This is a genomic window from Ectobacillus sp. OTK (genome assembly GCF_059698935.1).
In genome coordinates this window covers 2,215,524-2,235,052 of sequence record NZ_AP048547.1, presented here as the reverse complement: position 1 = coordinate 2,235,052, position 19,529 = coordinate 2,215,524, and the positions used below count along the sequence as shown (strand labels likewise).

General features: G+C 43.5%; 21 protein-coding genes and 1 other annotated feature. Of the genes, 6 read left to right on the top strand and 15 right to left on the bottom strand.

The window, feature by feature from the left end; genetic code table 11:
• Positions 1–305 precede the first annotated feature (305 nt).
• The 8 genes from leuD to ilvE all read right to left on the bottom strand — a co-directional run bounded on the left by leuD (position 306) and on the right by ilvE (position 9,735).
• Entirely contained in the window at positions 306–872 is a 567-nt protein-coding gene (gene leuD, locus AC6HZ4_RS10835; RefSeq protein ID WP_497494998.1) for a 3-isopropylmalate dehydratase small subunit, read from the bottom strand.
• Positions 850–2,244, bottom strand: coding sequence for a 3-isopropylmalate dehydratase large subunit (leuC, locus tag AC6HZ4_RS10830; RefSeq protein WP_497494997.1), 1,395 nt, complete (start codon positions 2,242–2,244; stop codon positions 850–852). The genes leuD and leuC overlap by 23 nt, the downstream gene beginning before the upstream one ends.
• Positions 2,244–3,314: a 3-isopropylmalate dehydrogenase gene (leuB, locus tag AC6HZ4_RS10825; protein WP_497494995.1), complete on the bottom strand. Its 1,071-nt coding sequence runs from the start codon at positions 3,312–3,314 to the stop codon at positions 2,244–2,246. The genes leuC and leuB overlap by 1 nt, the downstream gene beginning before the upstream one ends.
• A gap of 314 nt (positions 3,315–3,628) precedes the next feature.
• Complete coding sequence (gene ilvC, locus AC6HZ4_RS10820; RefSeq protein WP_497494993.1) at positions 3,629–4,636, bottom strand: ketol-acid reductoisomerase; 1,008 nt, start codon at positions 4,634–4,636, stop codon at positions 3,629–3,631.
• 20 nt (positions 4,637–4,656) lie between these two features.
• Positions 4,657–5,172, bottom strand: a complete 516-nt coding sequence (gene ilvN / locus AC6HZ4_RS10815) for an acetolactate synthase small subunit (RefSeq protein WP_129729134.1) — start codon at positions 5,170–5,172, stop codon at positions 4,657–4,659.
• Positions 5,169–6,866, bottom strand: a complete 1,698-nt coding sequence (ilvB, locus tag AC6HZ4_RS10810; RefSeq protein ID WP_497494992.1) for an acetolactate synthase large subunit — start codon at positions 6,864–6,866, stop codon at positions 5,169–5,171. Before ilvB ends, ilvN begins: the two co-directional genes overlap by 4 nt.
• Positions 6,867–6,933: 67 nt before the next feature.
• Positions 6,934–7,161: a binding site (T-box leader), on the bottom strand.
• Positions 7,157–8,824, bottom strand: a complete 1,668-nt coding sequence (ilvD, locus tag AC6HZ4_RS10805) for a dihydroxy-acid dehydratase (protein WP_497494991.1) — start codon at positions 8,822–8,824, stop codon at positions 7,157–7,159. Its footprint overlaps the feature before it by 5 nt.
• A gap of 23 nt (positions 8,825–8,847) precedes the next feature.
• Positions 8,848–9,735 (bottom strand): branched-chain-amino-acid transaminase, encoded by an 888-nt coding sequence (gene ilvE / locus AC6HZ4_RS10800; protein ID WP_497494990.1) that lies wholly within the window; start codon positions 9,733–9,735, stop codon positions 8,848–8,850.
• Positions 9,736–10,148: 413 nt separating this feature from the next.
• On the opposite strand from ilvE, the gene AC6HZ4_RS10795 reads away from it, so the two are divergent.
• On the top strand, positions 10,149–10,385 hold the full coding sequence (locus AC6HZ4_RS10795) for a DUF3911 family protein (RefSeq protein WP_497494989.1): 237 nt from the start codon (positions 10,149–10,151) through the stop codon (positions 10,383–10,385).
• Between the two features lie 99 nt (positions 10,386–10,484).
• On the top strand, positions 10,485–10,727 hold the full coding sequence (locus AC6HZ4_RS10790) for a YkuS family protein (RefSeq protein ID WP_497494988.1): 243 nt from the start codon (positions 10,485–10,487) through the stop codon (positions 10,725–10,727).
• 531 nt (positions 10,728–11,258) lie between these two features.
• Here AC6HZ4_RS10790 and AC6HZ4_RS10785 read toward each other — a convergent pair.
• Positions 11,259–11,372 carry a phosphoribosyl-ATP pyrophosphatase gene (locus AC6HZ4_RS10785; RefSeq protein WP_497494987.1) on the bottom strand — a complete coding sequence of 38 codons (114 nt, stop codon included), beginning with the start codon at positions 11,370–11,372 and terminating at the stop codon, positions 11,259–11,261.
• Between the two features lie 213 nt (positions 11,373–11,585).
• Positions 11,586–12,032: a GerW family sporulation protein gene (ytfJ, locus tag AC6HZ4_RS10780; RefSeq protein WP_497494986.1), complete on the bottom strand. Its 447-nt coding sequence runs from the start codon at positions 12,030–12,032 to the stop codon at positions 11,586–11,588.
• A 173-nt stretch (positions 12,033–12,205) separates the two neighbouring features.
• On the opposite strand from ytfJ, the gene AC6HZ4_RS10775 reads away from it, so the two are divergent.
• Positions 12,206–12,553, top strand: coding sequence for an imidazole glycerol phosphate synthase (locus AC6HZ4_RS10775; RefSeq protein WP_497494985.1), 348 nt, complete (start codon positions 12,206–12,208; stop codon positions 12,551–12,553).
• A 118-nt stretch (positions 12,554–12,671) separates the two neighbouring features.
• Here the strand turns inward: AC6HZ4_RS10775 and fabL are convergent, their stop codons facing one another.
• The 3 genes from fabL to AC6HZ4_RS10760 all read right to left on the bottom strand — a co-directional run bounded on the left by fabL (position 12,672) and on the right by AC6HZ4_RS10760 (position 14,362).
• On the bottom strand, positions 12,672–13,421 hold the full coding sequence (fabL, locus tag AC6HZ4_RS10770) for an enoyl-[acyl-carrier-protein] reductase FabL (RefSeq protein ID WP_497494984.1): 750 nt from the start codon (positions 13,419–13,421) through the stop codon (positions 12,672–12,674).
• A 199-nt stretch (positions 13,422–13,620) separates the two neighbouring features.
• Positions 13,621–13,791 carry an imidazoleglycerol-phosphate dehydratase gene (locus AC6HZ4_RS10765; RefSeq protein ID WP_497494983.1) on the bottom strand — a complete coding sequence of 57 codons (171 nt, stop codon included), beginning with the start codon at positions 13,789–13,791 and terminating at the stop codon, positions 13,621–13,623.
• A gap of 175 nt (positions 13,792–13,966) precedes the next feature.
• Entirely contained in the window at positions 13,967–14,362 is a 396-nt protein-coding gene (locus AC6HZ4_RS10760; protein ID WP_497495665.1) for a MarR family winged helix-turn-helix transcriptional regulator, read from the bottom strand.
• Positions 14,363–14,677: 315 nt separating this feature from the next.
• On the opposite strand from AC6HZ4_RS10760, the gene AC6HZ4_RS10755 reads away from it, so the two are divergent.
• Positions 14,678–15,241: a thioredoxin family protein gene (locus AC6HZ4_RS10755; RefSeq protein ID WP_497494981.1), complete on the top strand. Its 564-nt coding sequence runs from the start codon at positions 14,678–14,680 to the stop codon at positions 15,239–15,241.
• Between the two features lie 320 nt (positions 15,242–15,561).
• Here the strand turns inward: AC6HZ4_RS10755 and AC6HZ4_RS10750 are convergent, their stop codons facing one another.
• Both AC6HZ4_RS10750 and AC6HZ4_RS10745 read right to left on the bottom strand, forming a co-directional pair.
• On the bottom strand, positions 15,562–16,209 hold the full coding sequence (locus AC6HZ4_RS10750; protein ID WP_497494980.1) for a L,D-transpeptidase: 648 nt from the start codon (positions 16,207–16,209) through the stop codon (positions 15,562–15,564).
• Positions 16,210–16,414: 205 nt separating this feature from the next.
• Complete coding sequence (locus tag AC6HZ4_RS10745) at positions 16,415–16,936, bottom strand: DUF2269 domain-containing protein (protein WP_497494979.1); 522 nt, start codon at positions 16,934–16,936, stop codon at positions 16,415–16,417.
• Between the two features lie 286 nt (positions 16,937–17,222).
• On the opposite strand from AC6HZ4_RS10745, the gene AC6HZ4_RS10740 reads away from it, so the two are divergent.
• Both AC6HZ4_RS10740 and ku read left to right on the top strand, forming a co-directional pair.
• Positions 17,223–18,608, top strand: a complete 1,386-nt coding sequence (locus tag AC6HZ4_RS10740) for an MATE family efflux transporter (protein WP_497495664.1) — start codon at positions 17,223–17,225, stop codon at positions 18,606–18,608.
• An 89-nt stretch (positions 18,609–18,697) separates the two neighbouring features.
• Positions 18,698–19,525, top strand: coding sequence for a non-homologous end joining protein Ku (gene ku, locus AC6HZ4_RS10735; protein ID WP_497495663.1), 828 nt, complete (start codon positions 18,698–18,700; stop codon positions 19,523–19,525).
• The last annotated feature ends 4 nt before the right edge of the window (positions 19,526–19,529 follow it).

The window sequence follows — 19,529 nt, the reverse complement described above, 5'->3', positions numbered from 1 at the left end:
AGTTGCTACCTAAAAGATACAGAGGAACGAAAGGTATGTCAAATAGTTTCGAGCCGAAAGAAAGGAAAGAATGCCGGAATCTGTCCGATAGAAAAGCAGAATCGATCCATTAAATCCCATCTAAAAACATCCTACACACAAAATATTTGGTTCGATAAAAACTACTTATACAAACTTCACTTGTGTTCCTTACTATCAAAGGTACTTTTTATCTTTACACGGACGGGAATCCTTCACCAGATAGATTGAGACTTACAAAGAAAAACCTTCAATTGGCATGTGCCGCATTGAAGGTTTTTCACACTTTATACGCGTTGTTCGTACAGAGCGATTTCTTTCTCATATTGAAGAGTAACCGCGATGTCGTCCAAGCCTTTTAAGAGCTTTTCGCGCCAAACTGGTTCAATAGAGAAGGAGAAAACTTCATCTCCTGCTGTAACAGTCTGTTCTTCTAGGTTTACCTCAATCTCAACATCAGCTGCAAGAGAAGCAAGCTTCTTACGTGCAGGTTCGTCAAGAACAACCGGAAGAATTCTGTTTTTTGTACAGTTCATATAGAAAATATCGGCAAAGCTTCCAGCAATAATGACTGAAAAACCATAGTCAGCCAGCGCCCATGGTGCGTGCTCACGAGAAGAGCCGCATCCGAAATTTTCTCCAGAGACGAGAATCGTAGCACCTTTTCGTTGATTTAACGGAAATTCTGGATTATCGCTGCGATCATCCAAATAGCGCCACTCATCAAATAAAAACTGGCCAAAGCCTGTACGTTCAATGCGCTTTAAATATTGCTTCGGGATAATTTGATCCGTATCAATATTATCATTCATTAATGCTACTACAGTTCCCTTATGCGTAAGAAACGGCTGCATGGTGCTCCTCCTTTCGAATGTCAACGAAACGTCCGTATACAGCAGCTGCTGCCGCCATTGCTGGGCTGACTAGATGCGTACGTGCTCCTTTTCCTTGACGTCCTTCAAAGTTACGATTGGAAGTAGATGCACAATGCTCACCTGCCGGCACTTGGTCAGGATTCATTCCAAGGCACATAGAGCAGCCTGCTTCGCGCCATTCAAATCCGGCTTCGATAAACACTTCATGAAGTCCTTTTTTCATCGCTTCATTACGCACTTGCTTCGAACCAGGAACAACGAGTGCGCGCACGCCTTCTTTTACCTTTTTTCCTTTAATATAGGAAGCTGCTTCCTCTAGGTCAGAAAGGCGGGAGTTTGTACAGGAACCGATAAATACGTGCTGCACTTCAATATCCTCAACCTTTTGGCCCGGTTTAAGTCCCATATATTCGTAAGCACGCTCGTCATTCACATCAGCAGCTGGCGGAAGCACTGCGTCTACACTCACTCCCATGCCCGGGTTTGTTCCCCAAGTCACGTACGGAGCAAGCTCAGATACATCCACAGTTATGTGACGGTCATAGACAGCATCTTCATCCGTAAAGAGTGTTTTCCAGTCCTCTACAGCCTTTTCGAAATTCTCTGGAGCGTACGGACGGCCTTTTACGTAAGCAAATGTCGTTTCGTCAGGTGCAATCAATCCTGCTTTTGCCCCGCCTTCAATCGCCATGTTGCAAAGTGTCATCCGCTCTTCCATCGTCATATTTTCAATTGCTTCTCCGTAGAATTCGATCACATGTCCCGTTCCCATAGAAACACCGTACGTCGCAAGCAAATGCAAAATAATATCCTTAGAGTATACACCTTTAGCAAGCTTGCCCTTTAGCTCTACACCCATAGACTTCGGCTTCTTTTGCCAAAGCGTTTGTGTAGCTAATACGTGCTCAACCTCACTTGTACCAATTCCAAACGCTAGAGCGCCAAACGCGCCGTGTGTAGATGTATGGCTATCTCCACAAACGATTGTTTTGCCCGGCTGTGTTAATCCAAGCTCAGGACCGATTACGTGGACAATCCCTTGGCGCTCGTCATCCATGCCGGCAAGCGTCACGCCAAATTCCTGACAGTTCGCGCTTAACGTATCCATTTGCTTCTTCGCAATCTCATCTGTAATGTTCCATACATCCTTTGTCGGAACGTTATGGTCCATTGTAGCAAAAGTTAGGTCCGGTCTTCTTACCTTGCGGCCTGCAAGACGCAGTCCTTCAAATGCTTGCGGAGATGTTACTTCATGGACAAGGTGAAGATCGATATAGATGAGTTCAGACCCGCCTTCAGTTCTCGCTACAACGTGACGTTCCCATAATTTATCGAACAATGTTTTTGCCATTATCTTCCCCTCCCTACTGGCGCTTGCTCCTCCATCGCCTCTAGTACAGCATCAGTAAATGATACAGTTGTTTCTGTTCCACCTAAATCACCTGTACGACGGCCTGACTTTAATACGGAGGAAATTGCGTTCTCAATCGCCTTTGCTTCTTCGCGTAAACCGAACGATTGCTCAAGCATCATCGATACCGAACGAAGCATTGCAATTGGATTTGCTTTACTTTGTCCTGCAATATCAGGAGCTGAACCGTGAATCGGCTCATATAACGATAATCCTGTTTCTGAATGGCTTGCAGACGGAAGCATACCTAGCGAGCCAGCTAAAACTGATGCCTCATCGCTTAAAATATCACCAAAGAGATTTTCGGTTACGATAACATCAAAACGGCCCGGACGGACAATCAGCTCCATAGCTGCTGCATCTACAAGAAGATGCTCAAGCTGTACATCAGGATAACGACCTGATACTTCCTCGGCAACTTCTCTCCATAGCTTACTTGATTCTAGCACATTCGCTTTATCAATTGAAGTAACCTTTTTACGACGTGTTTGAGCAAGCTGAAATGCATACTCTACAATTCTTTCAATTTCTTTTCTTGTATACGTAAGCGTGTCCGTAGCCTGCTCAGCTGTACGTTCCTTCGGCTGAGAAAAATAAATGCCGCCCGTTAATTCCCGCACGACTACAAAGTGTACATCCTTCGCTGATTCTTCCTTAAGTGGGGATAAATGAGCTACCGCTTCATCAACCTCTACAGGACGGACGTTTGCATATAATCCAAGCGCCTTACGCAAAGCGAGAAGACCCTTTTCTGGACGCTCTGGTGCATTGTCCCATTTCGGACCACCAACTGCCCCTAATAAAACTGCATCGCTAGCTAAACAAGACTCTAACGTTTTAGCAGGAAACGGTTGACCATACTGGTCGATTGCCGCTCCGCCAAATGCTTCGTCTTGTAAATGGAAGCGATGCCCGTAGAGACGTTCTGTTAATGCAAGTACCTTTTTGGCACTTTCCATAATTTCCGGACCAATCCCGTCTCCGGCTAAACAAACGATTGTTTTTTCCATACATGCTCACTCCTTACGATTTGACGACAGCTACCAATCTTTTCAGTTTGCCCGCCGCATGAAGTACGCTCACATGGAAGCTCCCAGCATGTCCTGCGCTATCTTGAATCTGAAAAATCATTTTTCGTTTTATACCGATTCAACGTGGATAGGCGCAAATGCGTTCGTACCGCAGCGAATTACTTCTTTAACCGCCTGCGCCAAGAACAGATTATCCGTTCTTGGCGCATCTTCGGCGGAAATTGAACGCCCGGAAACAGCTGCTTTAACAATACAGCTGTTTCATGAAGCGTGTGTAATACTTCTTTGCAGGATTAAACCCCCATTTTTACCTTTGGTTTTACGAATGGCATCATAGCACGAAGCTCGCGGCCTACTACTTCAATTTGGTGTTTGTTGTCCGCTTCGTTGATAGCGTTGAAGTTTGGACGTCCAGATTTATGTTCTTGGATCCATCCTTTTGCAAATGTTCCATCTTGAATATCTTTTAAAACTTCTTTCATTGCAGCTTTCGTTTCATCTGTTACAATGCGGTGGCCTGTTACGAAATCGCCCCATTGAGCTGTATCAGAGATAGAGTAGCGCATGTTTTCTAATCCGCCCTCATACATAAGATCTACGATCAATTTCAATTCGTGTAAGCACTCAAAGTATGCAACCTCTGGTTGGTAGCCAGCTTCTACAAGCGTTTCAAAGCCCGCTTTTACAAGAGCTGTTGTACCGCCGCAAAGTACTGCTTGCTCACCGAAAAGATCTGTTTCTGTTTCTTCTTTAAATGTTGTTTCCAATACACCTGCACGAGTAGATCCGATTCCGTCTGCATAAGATAATGCTTTTTCGCGTGCTGTGCCTGTTGCATCTTGGTATACAGCGAATAGGGCAGGAACTGCTCCACCTTCTACGAATGTACGGCGTACAAGATGTCCTGGACCTTTTGGAGCTACTAAGAATACATCTACATCTGCAGGAGGCTTGATTTCGCCGAAGTGAACGTTAAAGCCGTGTGCAAATACAAGCGCGTTGCCAGCTTCTAAGTTTGGTGCGATTTCTTTGTTATATACGTCTGCTTGCAGCTCATCTGGAAGCAAGATCATGATTACTTCTGCTTCTTTTGCAGCCTCTGCTACTGTTTTTACTTCAAAGCCGTCTTGAGTTGCAATATTCCAAGATCTGCCTTGACGAAGACCGATGATTACGTCAAAGCCGTTGTCACGAAGGTTTTGCGCATGCGCATGACCTTGGGAACCGTATCCTACGATTGCGATTGTTTTTCCTTTTAATACGTTAGTTTGTACTGCGTCTTGATAATAAACTTTTGCCATGTTAGTGGGCCTCCTAATAATTAGTTAATGAGCATTGCTTGTTGTTTTTCTTGCTTTTTCATGCTGCGAGTAAATGCTGTAACGCCTGTACGGGCGATTTCTTTTAGACCATATGGGCGCAGCAATTCAATTAAAGCTTCTACTTTGTCTTGTGTCCCCGTTACCTGTACAACGACAGAGTCTTTGCCTACGTCAATAATAGACGCGCGGAACGGTTCAACTAAGCTATATATTTCGGAGCGTGTCGCAACCGTAGTCGCTACCTTAATTAAGGCAAGCTCACGGGCGATCATCGATTCATCCGTAATATCTGTTACTTTGAGTACATCAATTTGTTTGTTCAGCTGCTTAGTCAGCTGCTCCATTTGCTGTAGATCATCGACATGTACGACAATTGTCATGCGCGATACATCAGGAAATTCGGTATGACCTACGGAGATGCTTTCAATGTTAAACTGTCTTCTCGACATAACACCAGTAATGCGGTTTAGCACTCCGCTTTGGTTGCGGACTGTAGCTGTTACAATGCGCTTCATCCTTCTATTCCCTCCATTTCATGAACACCTTTGCCCGGCGCAACCATCGGCATAACCTTCTCCGACTGGACAACGCGGCAATCGATGAGAACCGGACCCGGATAGTCCATCGCTTCACGCAATTGCTGCTTTAACAGCGCAGGGTCTTCAATGCGCACACCGTGAATGCCGTATGCAGCCGCAAGCGCAATGAAATCAGGCTGGCTATGAAGCAGGGAATGCGAGTAGCGCTTTTGGTAGAAGGACTCTTGCCATTGGCGTACCATGCCGAGAGCTTCGTTATTGACGATTAACACTTTAACAGGCAGGTTATGCTCTTTCACAACACTTAACTCCTGAAGCGTCATCTGGAAACCAGCATCTCCAACAACCGCAACGACAAGCTCATCTGGCTTTCCGAACTGCGCACCAATTGCGGCAGGGAAGCCAAATCCCATCGTTCCTAAGCCGCCGGATGTTACCCATTTATCCGGGTTTTTGAAAGGATAATATTGTGCTGTCCACATTTGATGCTGTCCAACGTCCGTTGTGATAACCGCATTTCCTTCTGTTACTTCGTATAATGCTGCAATGGCTGCCTGCGGCTTAATTGCTTCAGCAGTGTCCTTATAAGAAAATGGATATTTTTCTTTTCGTGTTTGCTGCAGCACGAGCCACTCCATATGGTTTGTCTTAGAGCCGCTCTTTTCAAGCAGCGCCTCTAATGCAAGCTTTGCTGTTCCAACAATCGGAATTTGCGTTGGGACATTTTTGCTAATTTCAGCCGGATCGATATCAATATGTGCAACAACAGCATTTTGAGCGAAATGCGCTAAATTTCCTGTCAAGCGATCATCGAAACGCGCGCCGATATTAATCAGCAGGTCACACTCGTATAGTGCCATGTTTGCCGCATACGATCCGTGCATACCACCCATTCCAAGGAAGAGCGGGTCTTCCGGCGGAAATCCGCCTAAGCCAAGCAGCGTGTGCACAACCGGAATTTGATACATACGAGCAAAACGAGTTAACTCTTCAGAAGCCCTTGCATGCAACACACCGGCTCCTGCCAAAATCACAGGCTTTTCTGACTTTTCCAAAGCTTTAAGTAACTTGGAAATTTGCAAACGGTTTGGCTCATAATTTGGCTGATACCCTGGTAAGTTAATAGCAACCTTCTCAGGGATTTCTCCTGCATCCACTACCATATTTTTCGGCAAGTCGATTACGACTGGACCTGGGCGTCCAGTAGACGCGATATGAAACGCTTCTTTGATAATACGAGGTAAGTCAGACACCTTACGCACCTGATAGTTGTGCTTTGTAATTGGTGTTGTTAAGCCGATGATGTCCGCCTCCTGAAATGCATCTGTTCCGATTACCGTTGTTGCCACCTGTCCTGTAAAAACAACGAGCGGTAAGGAATCCATCATCGCATCTGTTAAACCAGTCAATATGTTCGTAGCACCAGGGCCGCTTGTCACAACAACTACCCCTGGCTTTCCTGTAACACGGGCATAGCCTTCGGCAGCGTGAATCGCTCCTTGTTCGTGACGCGTTAAAATGTGCGGAATTTCAAAGTCATATAAAGCATCATAAAGCGGAAGAACCGCTCCTCCCGGATACCCAAAGATCACTTCTACTTTCTCCTCTTTCAGCGCCTCAAGCAGAAGCGCTGCCCCTGTAGCCATTTTTTCTTGAGTTTGCTGGGACATCGTTCTCAGGCCTCCTTACACTAAATTTTTCCATCAAAAAAATCTCCCGCCCATACTTCAGCTATGCTGAAGGGACGAAAGATTTTCGTGGTACCACCCTTCTTCGCAGGATTATGCTCCTGCCTCAACGACTCCTCTTGGAATCAAGCCTATAACGCAGCTACCGTCCAAGCCTACATAGATTCAGCTTGGCGCTCAGGGGCGATGTTCATCGGGACGAACCGTCGGTTTTCACCAGCCACCGACTCTCTGTGAGGCTTCGTCTTCAACTACTCCTCCCCGTCAACGCTTTATACTTTTAAGATGCCGCCTGTGTTCGCTGATGTAACGAGCTTCGCATAACGTGCCAAGTACCCGCTTTTCACCTTCGGTTCAGGAGCAACGAATTGACTTTTACGTGTTTCCAATTCTTCCTCTGAAATATCTAAATGGATGTTTCTTTCTAATAAATCAATGATAATTGTGTCGCCGTTATTGACATATGCAATAGGACCGCCCTCTGCCGCTTCCGGTGATACGTGACCAATTGCAATTCCGCGTGTCGCACCAGAAAAACGTCCATCTGTGATCAATGCTACCTTTTTGCCTAATCCTTTTCCGACAATAGCAGATGTAGGAGCAAGCATTTCCGGCATACCAGGACCGCCTTTTGGTCCTTCATAGCGAATTACAACAACGTGACCTTCTCTTACAGTTCCGTTATGAATCGCCTCTACAGCTTCATCGTGAGAATCAAAGCAAATTGCTTCTCCAACAAATTTTGTAATAGATGGGTCAACAGCACCTACTTTGATTACACTGCCGTTTGGCGCAATGTTTCCGAATAGCATGGATAGCCCGCCTGTTTGGCTATACGGATTTTCTTTGGAACGGATTACATCATTATTAAGAATAGAAGCATGTTCTACATTTTCATACAACGATTTTCCTGTAATCGTAATACGTTCTGGGTGGATTGCACCCGGAATAGCAGCAAGTTCTTTAATGATTGCAGATACACCGCCTGCTAAGTGTACATCATGCATGGAATAATCAGAAGCTGGGCTGATTTTTGCCAAGTATGGTACGCGTTTTGCTACTTCATTGATACGATTTAAATCATAATCGATACCCGCTTCGTTGGCAATCGCCAAAAGATGTAATACTGTATTTGTAGAGCCGCCCATCGCCATATCAAGGGCAAATGCATCATCAAGTGCTTCCTCTGTAATAATATCGCGAGGCTTAATATCGTTCTTAATTAAGTCCATAAGATGGAATGCCGCTTTATAAATTAATTCATGTCTTTCTTTGCTTGTAGCAACAAGCGTTCCATTACCTGGAAGCGCAACTCCAAGCATTTCCATGATTGTGTTCATCGAGTTTGCTGTGAACATTCCGGAACAAGAGCCGCATGTAGGGCAAGCAGCCTGTTCCATGGCAATGAGGTCTTCTACACTCATTTTTCCAGACTTTACTGCTCCTACACCTTCAAACATCGATACGAGGTTGAGCGGCTTTCCGTCTTTAGATACGCCTGCCTCCATCGGTCCTCCGGATACAAAAACAGCTGGTACGTTTGTACGAACGGATGCCATTAACATACCTGGCGTGATTTTATCACAGTTAGGCATATAAAATACGCCATCAAACCAGTGAGCATTAATAACTGTTTCAGCCGCATCCGCAATGATTTCACGGCTTGGCAAGGAATAGCGCATGCCAATGTGCCCCATCGCGATGCCGTCATCTACTCCAATTGTATTGAATTCAAACGGTACGCCGCCTGCTTCGCGAATCGCAGCTTTTACAACGTCCGCTAACTCTCTTAAATGGATATGTCCAGGAACGATATCGATATAGGAGTTACAGATCGCGATAAACGGTTTATCGAAATCTTCCTCCTTTACGCCCGCTGCATAAAGCAAACTGCGGTGCGGAGCACGATCGATTCCTTTTTTAATCATATTACTGCGCAAAGGTATCTCCTCCATTAACCAACTTAATCTGCTGTATAAATTTTTTCTCCATCTTCTACTACAAGTTTTCGGAATTCCTCAAGGAGACGGTTTGTGTGAACGCCTGGCTTTCCATCGCCAATCGTACGACCGTCCACCTTCGTTACGGCGATAACCTCAGCAGCCGTTCCTGTTAGGAATACTTCATCTGCTACATAGACATCATGTCGTGTAAACAATTCTTCACGTACATCGTAGCCAAGTTTTTTACCGATTTCCATAATCGCATTGCGCGTAATTCCTTCTAACGCACCAGCGGAGCTTGGAGGAGTAATGAGCTTGTTGCCTTTGACAAGGAATACATTATCTCCTGATCCTTCTGCAACGTATCCTTGTTCATTGAGCATAAGAGCTTCCATTACACCAGCCAATTTCGCCTCTATTTTCACAAGTATATTGTTCAAGTAGTTTAAAGACTTCACTTGCGGGCTTAATACATCCGGACGATTCCGTCTCGTTGCCACTGTGATGATTGGAATACCCGTTTCATAAAATTCAGCTGGGAAAAGCGCCAATTGTTCTGCAATAATGACAACAGTAGCAACCGGGCAAGAAGCCGGATCTAATCCGAGGTTTCCTGCTCCGCGAGATACAACCAAGCGGATATACCCGTCTGATAATTGGTTTTTACGAATAGTTTCAGCTACAAGCTCTGTCAGTTCTTCTAATGTATATGGAATTTCCAGCAAAATGGATTTTGCGGATTCAAATAATCGAACGAGATGCTCTTTTAGGCGAAAGACGTTGCCGCTGTAGATGCGGATTCCTTCAAAAACGCCGTCGCCGTATAAGTATCCATGATCGTAAACTGATACTTTTGCTTCATGCTTTGGAACGAATTCTCCGTTTAAAAAAATCCACTGTTCGTTCACTTCGAATCCCCCTATGTGCTTTCAAATTATCTTTGTATGTTACCTAGTTTACGACTCCTTTGCCAAGAAATCAAAATAATTTTTAGAATTTTTTAATAATGAATATTTAAAACAAGCCCAAAACACTGTTATATCAATGTTGTTAGCGTTTACAGAAAAATTAAAAAATTTTTTCGACAAATTTTGCATTTCAAAATATTTTTGTACTAGCACGAATTTATGAAAAGATTTCTCACGGATTTTAAACAATAAAATGATTTTCCTTTCGTTAGTATGCCATATATAACAAGACCTGTACCTTCCATATAGCGGAAAAAATACAAATCGACATAGTAGTCATATTTAAGAAAAAGAGCTCATATTTCTATTTTCAAAAAGTTGTATTCCCTAAACAGCTGAGGAGGATGCGAAAAATGGCGATTTTGCAAATTAAAGGCACAAAACAGGAAATTAAAAAAATGCTGGATCTGTTTGATTTCATGGATACGACCGATCCTTGTCGGGCAGAACATTGTGTAGAGCTTCGTCTCCAAAAAGAAAACGGAACATATGAAGCCGACAGGCTGCCTATTTCCGCACATGCAGATGCAAACGCCGACGAAGCTGACCGCTTCATTACAGAAATGCTCACTGGCGTTTATAACGATTAAGCTCTACTTCGCTTTATTGTGTTGGAATCCACTCCTTGCATAATTCTGTATGAAGTGGAACATATTACAGAATGTACAACATAGCAGGAGGTGAACAACATGGCAAAAATCGGAGTAGAGTATTCATTAACAGATGTACAGCAAGCCCTTGAGCAAAAAGGGCATCAAATTATTCAGCTTCGTTCCGAGCAAGATGCACAAGGCTGCGACTGCTGCGTCATTACCGGAATGGATTCAAACATAATGGGGATGAGCGATCGTTCAATTGATGGATCTGTTATCGAGGCAAGCGGTTTAACAGCAGAGGAAATTTGTCAGCAGGTAGAAAACAGAATACAATAGTCCTCTTAGGCTGCTGTACTTCTCTTCAGCAAAAAACCTCCTTGTTCATGTGGAACAAGGAGGTTTTTATATAAAACGGGAAAGTAACAATCGCTTAGTACTCTTATGAAAGCCCTGCCTCTCTTTCATTGTGCGGTTCCAATGACCGCTCCCTTTGAAAGCTAGCATGCGAAAATTTCATAGGATGCCCTGTCCGGCTCACGAACACAAGGCCGAATGGCAAAAAGCTGTTAAAGTTGTTGACTTATTATACAAAGCCCGATCTTTATACAGTTTTCTTATCAAGTGCAGACAAGCATTGCTTTTCTCTTTTCCATACTAGCTAGTGAATACTGCTACTTATGACTGAGACACAGATTATAATTATACATGATAAACCATCACAAAAGCAACATGTAAATTTTTTACATATTGCTCACAAAAAATAGAAAAGGTAATAAAGATCCATCAAAAATATTATAACGAAAGACGCTAACAAACAGACACAACGAAGGCACCAGCAGAAATGAAGCGTCCCGGTGCCTTCAAGGCTTATATATATGTTTTCTTACCAAATAGCTTTCGCATGCGTTCTTTGAGGAAATAAATGATAATCGCGCTAGTCAATAGAATTAACCCAACGGTAAATTGCTTTACATTAATCATGTGGTTTACCTCCTCGTCTACATCATTCCACATAAAGTACCGATATCATACATACTTTCTACTTGAAGAAAAGCAGAACGAAAGGACGAGGAGAAAAAATAACCAATGATGAAATAGATGAATATACCGATTTTCAGTTGTGAAATACAACTTAAGGCACATACACACGAACTGAAGCCCTTGAAATCAATAAAAGATGGCCTGCGCCATCTTTTATTGATTTTGATTTTGACTTTGATTTTGACTCTGATTTTGGTTTTGGTTCATCATGTTTTGAACTGATTTCAGCGCTTGCGGCGCCGCATCCATTGCTTTTTCAATAAGGTGTGTACCGCTATGCAGGTGCATAACCTGAACTCCCTTAGAACCAACTACTAAAAACGCAACCGGCGATATCGAGACACCCGCCCCGCTTCCGCCGCCAAATGCGAACCGAACGTCAGTTGTAGGCTTTTCTCCTGCTGCAGTGCGTGTTTTTTTCACGCCGTCCCCGAAGTCGCTTCCTCCCGCCCCAAAGCCAAATGCCACTTTGGAAACAGTCAAAACAACGCTTCCGTCATTTGTGGAAACGGGCTTGCCCATAATTGTATTTACATCGATCATTTGCTTTAAATTTTCCATAGCGGTTCTCATTAAGTCTTCAATTGGATGGTTTGTCATGAAAATCCTCCTGCCTTCTTTCGGTGTCTCTCATATGGTTTCCAAAAACAACATAACCATACCAAAATTTTTTATGTCGGTTTTTTGTAAATGAAAGTCGGTTATCTAGGCCATAATAAGAGAGCCTTCTTATCTAGGAAGTAGGAAGGCAATGGACTCAAGGAGGAATCGCTATGGCAGATTATGAACGCAACAACCGCAGATTGCTTCGCGATTTTCGAACCGAAGATGAAGAGTATGCCGCAGAAGTGGCACCTGCCCGTATCCGTAACGAAAACCGAGAAACAGACTCGACAGCAGGCGGTACTATTGTCGGCTTTATCGCCTTAGCACTTGCTGTTATGTCTTTCTTCACATATCCTGTTATTTTCGGTATCGGAGCCGTATTGCTTGGTATGTACGCACGAGCGCGCGGCGCGAGAACAACAGGAAACTTTGCGATTATTTTAGGTGCCATCGCAGCAGTGCTTGCATTAGTATTTAGAGTTGCATTAGCCACGTTTTTCTTAACCCTGTTCTAACAAAAAACCAGGAGGGGCTGCACCTTCCTGGTTTTTTTATTTATTGAAACGAGCCGCCATGCAGAATCTTATTCATGTCTGGATCCATTCATGCTGTACGAATAAGAAGCTGACTAGCTCAAAGAAGAGACAATCCTCCATCTACAATAATGGTCTGTCCGCGAATCATGCTTGCAGCCGGCGTGCATAAAAAATAAACGGTCTCTGCCAAATCATTCGGCTCGACGATGCGGCCTGCTGGATTTCGGTTTGCAGCCTCCTCTAGCAGCTGCTCACGATTTGGAAAGTGCTTTAGTGCATCCGTATCAACCGCTCCCCCGGAAACAGCATTTACGACAATTCCTTTCGGTGCTAATTCTACTGCTAAATAACGCGTTAATGCTTCCACCGCCGCTTTTGACACACCTACTGCTACGTAATTCGGAAGCGCCCGAATCGAACCGAGGCTCGACATCGCTACAATAGAGCCTCCGCCATTCTTCTCCATCAACTTTGCCGCTTCCTGCGCCGCGAATAAATATGCTTTACTATTAATTTCCTGCGTCCAATCCCAATGGCTCTCCTCAATCTCCATGAGCGGTCGGATCACGCCAGAGGCCGCGTTATTAATAAAGACATCCAGCCTCCCAAACTGCTGCTCCGTTTCTTGAAATAAACTACGAATTTGCTCTATTTCCTTTACATTTGCTTTCACCAGATGAACCGCTACATGATACTCCTGCTCAATCTCTGCCTTGGTTTGTTCGGCATCACTTTTCTTGCGCATATAATTCAGGACTAAATCATATCCTTCGCGCGCAAATCGCTTTGCAATTGCTTTCCCGATCCCTCTCGTTCCTCCTGTGATAAGTGCTACTTTTTTTGTCATAAGCTGTTCCTCCTGATCGAACTAATGATGTCCAAATTTTACCGCCCTCTTCGGATTCGGTCAATGCTTACGTTTTGCTTTCACATATATTTGACATCCCTATTCTAAAGCAGGAAACATATAATGAAATGGATTACTGCAAAACCTACACAAATTTTTCTCATGTTGACAGGACCCAATATAAAAGAGGTGAGCACGCTCACCCCTTTTGATCATGGATCTCCTTCGACTTGCTGCCTTTACGAGAACGGTATTCTTTTCCTTTGTTATCGTCTCCTGTGACAAAATCAGCTCCTAGCTGCATTTGGTTATGTCCAGCTTCCGGAGAGCCTTGATTGTTGCTGCCTTTGCTTCCATTTCTGCTCGTCATTATGATTCCTTCCTTTCTTCGTATGTATGATTATTGTGTCTCGGTCCGTATAGAATTACTCATCCAGGAGGGTGCTTTGCCCGCATTTCCTCTGCCTCTTCTGCACAAATAGACAAATGACAGTTCATATATGTATATTAGGCTCTCCTTCAATCCTGCTGCATATCCTCGCCTTTTACATAAGCCGCTGGAAAATCAAAATCATCGTTTCCATTTCCTCTTCTGTTAAAGAAGCAAATTTCTTACGGAAGTAGTCCTCCCGTTTTTGTTCCATCTCTTCAACAAGCTGCTTCCCCTTTTCGGTAATCTCCAAATACACGACCCGCCGATCGAGCTCAGATCGAAAACGGGTGAGCAGCTCTTTTGTAATTAGCTTTTCAGATACAGCTGTAATATGACTATTGGACACGTTCAACTCACCTGCCACACGCGATACCATTTCCCTATTTTGACGCTTTAGAATGCGCAGTACAACAAATTCATTCCATGGAATATAGGATTCGAATATCTTTCCTATATCACTGCGAAACGAACGAAACGTTGCAATCATTTGTACAGATAAATCATTCATTAGCCGTTCACGCTTTTCCACTCTATCCTCTCCCGACCTTAATGATATATTAGATATATGATTAACCATATAATATTCTCTTGTACATGTCATTTCTTTTTATCACATATAGTATGGGATACCATAAATTTGGCAATACATGATAACAGGTTGCTTTCATTACACGCTTTACCTTTGAAGGGCAGAATTATCGCGCCCTTCTTTTTTTATGCAAACTATTTGTTTTCGATTTTTGTTATTTACTGAGTGGCAAATCAGACTTTATCCTTTCAAACTGATACAATAAAAGGAAGCACAACATAAGGAGGCAGATGTATGAGGCTAACAGAATGGTTCACAAAAGGAATGACCTTTGAAGAATATGTGAGCAGCATGACTGTTAACAAAGAAGAGCTTGTGCATATTTACAACAAAGTGCATATAGGTGATGAAGCACTCCATGCATGGGAACAAGGAAAGGAAAAAAACTGGAACGTGATTGTATTAACAGCAGATTGGTGCGGAGATGCCATGCTTTGCGTACCGATTGTAAAGCGCTTATGTGAGGCAGCGCAATTCAATATGCGTTTTCTTGTTCGAGATGACAATCTAGAGCTTATGGATCAATACTTGACGAACGGTACATCACGTGCGATTCCTATTTTTATTTTCATTGACGAGCAAGGAGACGAAAAAGCAGTTTGGGGACCGCGCTCTCCCGAGGTACAAAGCTTAGTAGAGGAATTCCGCTCCTCTTTGCCGCAAAAGGATGATGCTGCGTTTGAGGAGAAGCAAAAGGCAATGTATGCATCGCTTCGCCAAAAGCTCGCTTCGGATGAATCCGTTTGGGAAACGGTTATCAGCAGCGTAACAAGGCGAGTTCTTCCTGCTTTGGAGTGATAAAAAAGGGCGGGCTCGCCCGCCCTTTTTTATAGAAGATACTATCTACACAGCCGCGCAGCGGGCCAAAGGATAATGATAATGAACAAGAGACATAAGAAAAATGCGCAGCCCAGTGAGTAGGAAGCATATCTAGTTCTAGTGTACAAGTCGCAGTTTTTAGAGGAGAAACCGTCCATAGACTCAGCTAAAAAACTAAGCGGCAGCTTAGTGTTCGCAGGAAGAATCCCCCATTTCAAGACGTTAGCCTAAATGGGGATGAGAGTTTAAAATGCGTTACCTGTAAATATTGTAAATCAAAAAAGCAAGCAATCCTCCCTCTAACTGTACAACTTATATCCATGCTCCATGGCAACAGCGTCCCAAGAGCTCGTAAAGTCTTGAATAATAACCATCGTTCCAATGTGCACTCGCTCAAATAATTCACGCACATCTTCATTGTACATACGAATGCATCCGTTCGATACGTGATGTCCGATTGTCGATGCATTGCTATTCCCGTGTATAGCGTATGTCGTGCCGTTCGTACCGTATATATCGAGACCAATCCACCGATCACCCAGCGGGTTACGAGGGTCACCGCCCGGAATATTAAATTTATAAAATGGACGATTCTTAATTTTATTTACAACAGGAAACTTGCCTGTCGGCGTTGGTGTCGAGCTTTTACCTGTGGCTACTGTAAACTTCTTTACAAGATGTCCGTTCTCAAACAGCGCAAGCTCATTCGCTGCGCGATTGATAATGATTAACTGCTCTGGAACAGGCGTCATATATCGCCGCAGCGCCTCCTCATCGGACTGCAGAGAATAGGCACGGGATGGCAATTCCGAAGCGGTCGTATACACCGATATAGCTTTCGGCTTCATCGTCATGCTATAAGCCATAACAGCTGCGAGCAAAACGATACACATACTCCCAAAAAGCAGCCAGCCGCGCCGCATCGTTTTGTTAGGAGCTTCTTCCACCTTCACGTCCCCCTTTAAAAAGAGATACTTTTATTCTATATCTACGCATTCTAAAGAGGTGATGAAAAATTACCAAAAATTCCTTTCTTTTTCCTGATCATTCTTTATTTTTTGACATTTTTTAATATCCTTATATATTGCCTCGTTTGTTGCTGCAGAAGATCCGTACAGCTAAACATTAAAACAGCAGCGGTTCCGCTGCTGTTTAACTTAAATTATGCTTTTCTGAAATGAACTTTTTCTTTTTCCAAGGTTTTATCACAGAGATACATATAATAAACATAGTAATTACAACCTGAAGAATTACAGCATATTGTCTTATGGAATGATTGTGTATAAAAACTGGATTACTTAAAGCTATACTTTTCTCAGTCTCAAGAATTGCCATATTCGCCATCATCAATTTATCAACAATAAATATCCCAATCAACGTTTGGAGAATAAATAGAATCCATTTCACAGTTAGCCATCTATGCTTAAAAAATCCCCAGTTTGTAAAAATTCCATACAAAAAGCCTAGGAACAAAGTCCCGACTGCTCCAATTCTAATGATATTATCACTAATGATGACTAAGCTTCTATAGGTTTCAAATGTTTCATCATAGGTTGCGAATTTCACCCCCAAATTTAAAGCTAATGAACTCATTATTCCGCCAAAGAATAGTGCCACTAACAGAATATGAATGATTTTCATCCATTTCAAACCAACTGAACCTATTTTTTTCAATTTACTGATCCCCCCTAATTAAACACTCAGTGTCATTCTCATAGCACTTTGTAGTTTAACAAGGAAACCATTGTTTCAACATGAGCTACAGACTCAATTATCTCTAAGTCTAAAGTCTTAATAGTCTTATTTGATACCCTTTCATGCATCTAAATATTGTTAAAAAAATATCTCTGCATTTTATAGAGCTGTTGGACTACATATTCGTTCTAATGAAGAATATAATATTCCTTCCTAATAGTGTTTTATTCGGACACTGGGATAAGGATATGCTATAATAATATGTATTTTTACGCAAGGAAGGAAAACTATGGAACATACAACAACCATTCAACAAAAACTCAAACAATTTCTTATCTTATTTCTCCCTGTATTCGTTACACAGCTCTCATTGTTTATGATGAGCTTTTTTGACACAACGATGTCAGGGCACGCCAGCTCCACCGATCTAGCAGGCGTGGCTATCGGCACAAGCATTTGGGTTCCCGTTAGCACCGGTATTGGAGGCATTTTATTATCAGTCACACCAATTGTTGCGCAGCTAACAGGGGCTAAAAAGAGAGAGGAAGTCGCACCGCTTGTTATACAAGCAATTTACCTCGCTATCGCAGCAAGTATTATTATTATTATCGTCGGCCTTTTCGCCGTTCCGTTAGTTTTAGAAGGGATGAAACTTGAACCGGAAGTGCGCCGTATTGCCAAGGAATTTTTAGCAATGCTTGCATTCGGTATTCCCTCCATGCTCGTCTATAACGTGCTTCGCTCCTTTATAGATGCACTCGGTCAAACGCGCGTGACGATGCTGATTACGCTATTATCGCTGCCTATTAACATCTTGCTAAACTATGTGTTCATATTCGGAACATTCGGTGCACCGCGCTTAGGCGGTATCGGGGCCGGTATTGCATCCGCCGTAACATATTGGTGCATTCTCGCCATCGCTATTTTCATTATCCATACGAAGCGGCCTTTTGCCACATATGAGATTTTTAAGCGTCTATACCGTATCTCATTGGCAGCATGGAAGGAATTACTCAAGCTCGGCGTGCCAATCGGCTTTGCCATTTTCTTTGAAACAAGCATATTCGCCGCCGTCACACTGCTTATGAGCACCTTTGATACCGCAACGATTGCAGCACATCAGGCGGCTATTAACTTTGCTTCTATGCTCTATATGACACCGCTTAGCCTATCTATGGCAATGACAATTGCGGTCGGCTTTGAGGTCGGTGCAATGCGATATCGCGATGCGCGACAATACAGCCTTATTGGCATTGGCATTGCGCTCTGCTTTGCCGCCGCCTACTCAATCATCATCTTTTTATTCAGCGAACAAGTGGCATCGCTTTATACAAAAGATGCACACGTCTTACAATTGGCGCAGCAATTCTTATTCTTTGCTATTCTGTTCCAAGTATCAGATGCCATCGCTACACCTGTACAAGGCGCATTACGCGGATATAAGGACGTAAACACCGCGCTGATTATGACGCTCGTCGCCTACTGGGTCATCGGCTTACCGTCCGGCTATATCCTTGCAACCTATACCGCGCTTGGCGCAAAAGGCTATTGGGTCGGCTTAATTTCCGGGCTCGCATGCGGGGCATTGTTTTTATCCTTCCGACTTGTACACGTGCAGCGGATGAAGCAAAAAGAAATAAAAGCTGCATAAATATCAATGAAGCTCGCTGCCTTAGCGAGCTTTTTTTCATGAATTCTTCCTTTTTCGAACAAACTAATAAAAAAAACGCAGGTGATATGATGCATACAGTATGGAAAGGAAACCTCTCATTTGGTCTTGTTAATATCGGTGTAAAGCTGCACAGCGCCGTTGAAGAAAAAGATGTAAAGCTGATCAGTCTCCACAAAGACTGCCTCGTCCCCATCCAGCATGAAAAAGTTGCTCCCGGCTGCGACGATGATCATATTGAAGCGGATGATATCATCAAAGCGTACGAATACCGCCCTAATGAATATGTACTCGTTAGCAATGAAGAGCTAGAAGCTTTGAAAAAAGAATATGAGGTCAAATCCGTTAATATTATCTCCTTCGTTCAATTAGAAGAAATCGACCCGGTGTATTTCGACCGCTCGTATTTCATTTCGCCAATGGATGGCTCAGAAAAAGCCTATGCCTTACTGAGACAAGCGCTTGAGAGAACCGGGAAAATCGGCATCGTCAGTATTTCGCTTCGCAGCCGGCGGCATCTCGCTGTCATTCGTGTTCACGAGCATTGCCTCATCCTAGAAACCATTCACTATCCAGACGAAGTACGCACCACCGATATGGTACCAAACATCCCGGCGGACGACCAAATCACCATTCAAACAAAGGAGCTCATCGCTGCTACTACGCTCATCAATCAGCTCACCGTTCCATTTGCACCAGAAGACTATACGGATGAATATCGCACAGCCCTTTTGGATCTCATCGAATCCAAAATCGAACAGCGTGACGTCCAAAGCAGGCCGATCCTAAGCCCCAAAAGCGAACGCATCGCAACCATTATCGAAGCGCTCAACGCCAGCATTGAGCAAACAAAGCCCGCTTCCAAAACCATTCACAAAACAAAGAAAGTCACTAGTTAAAGCG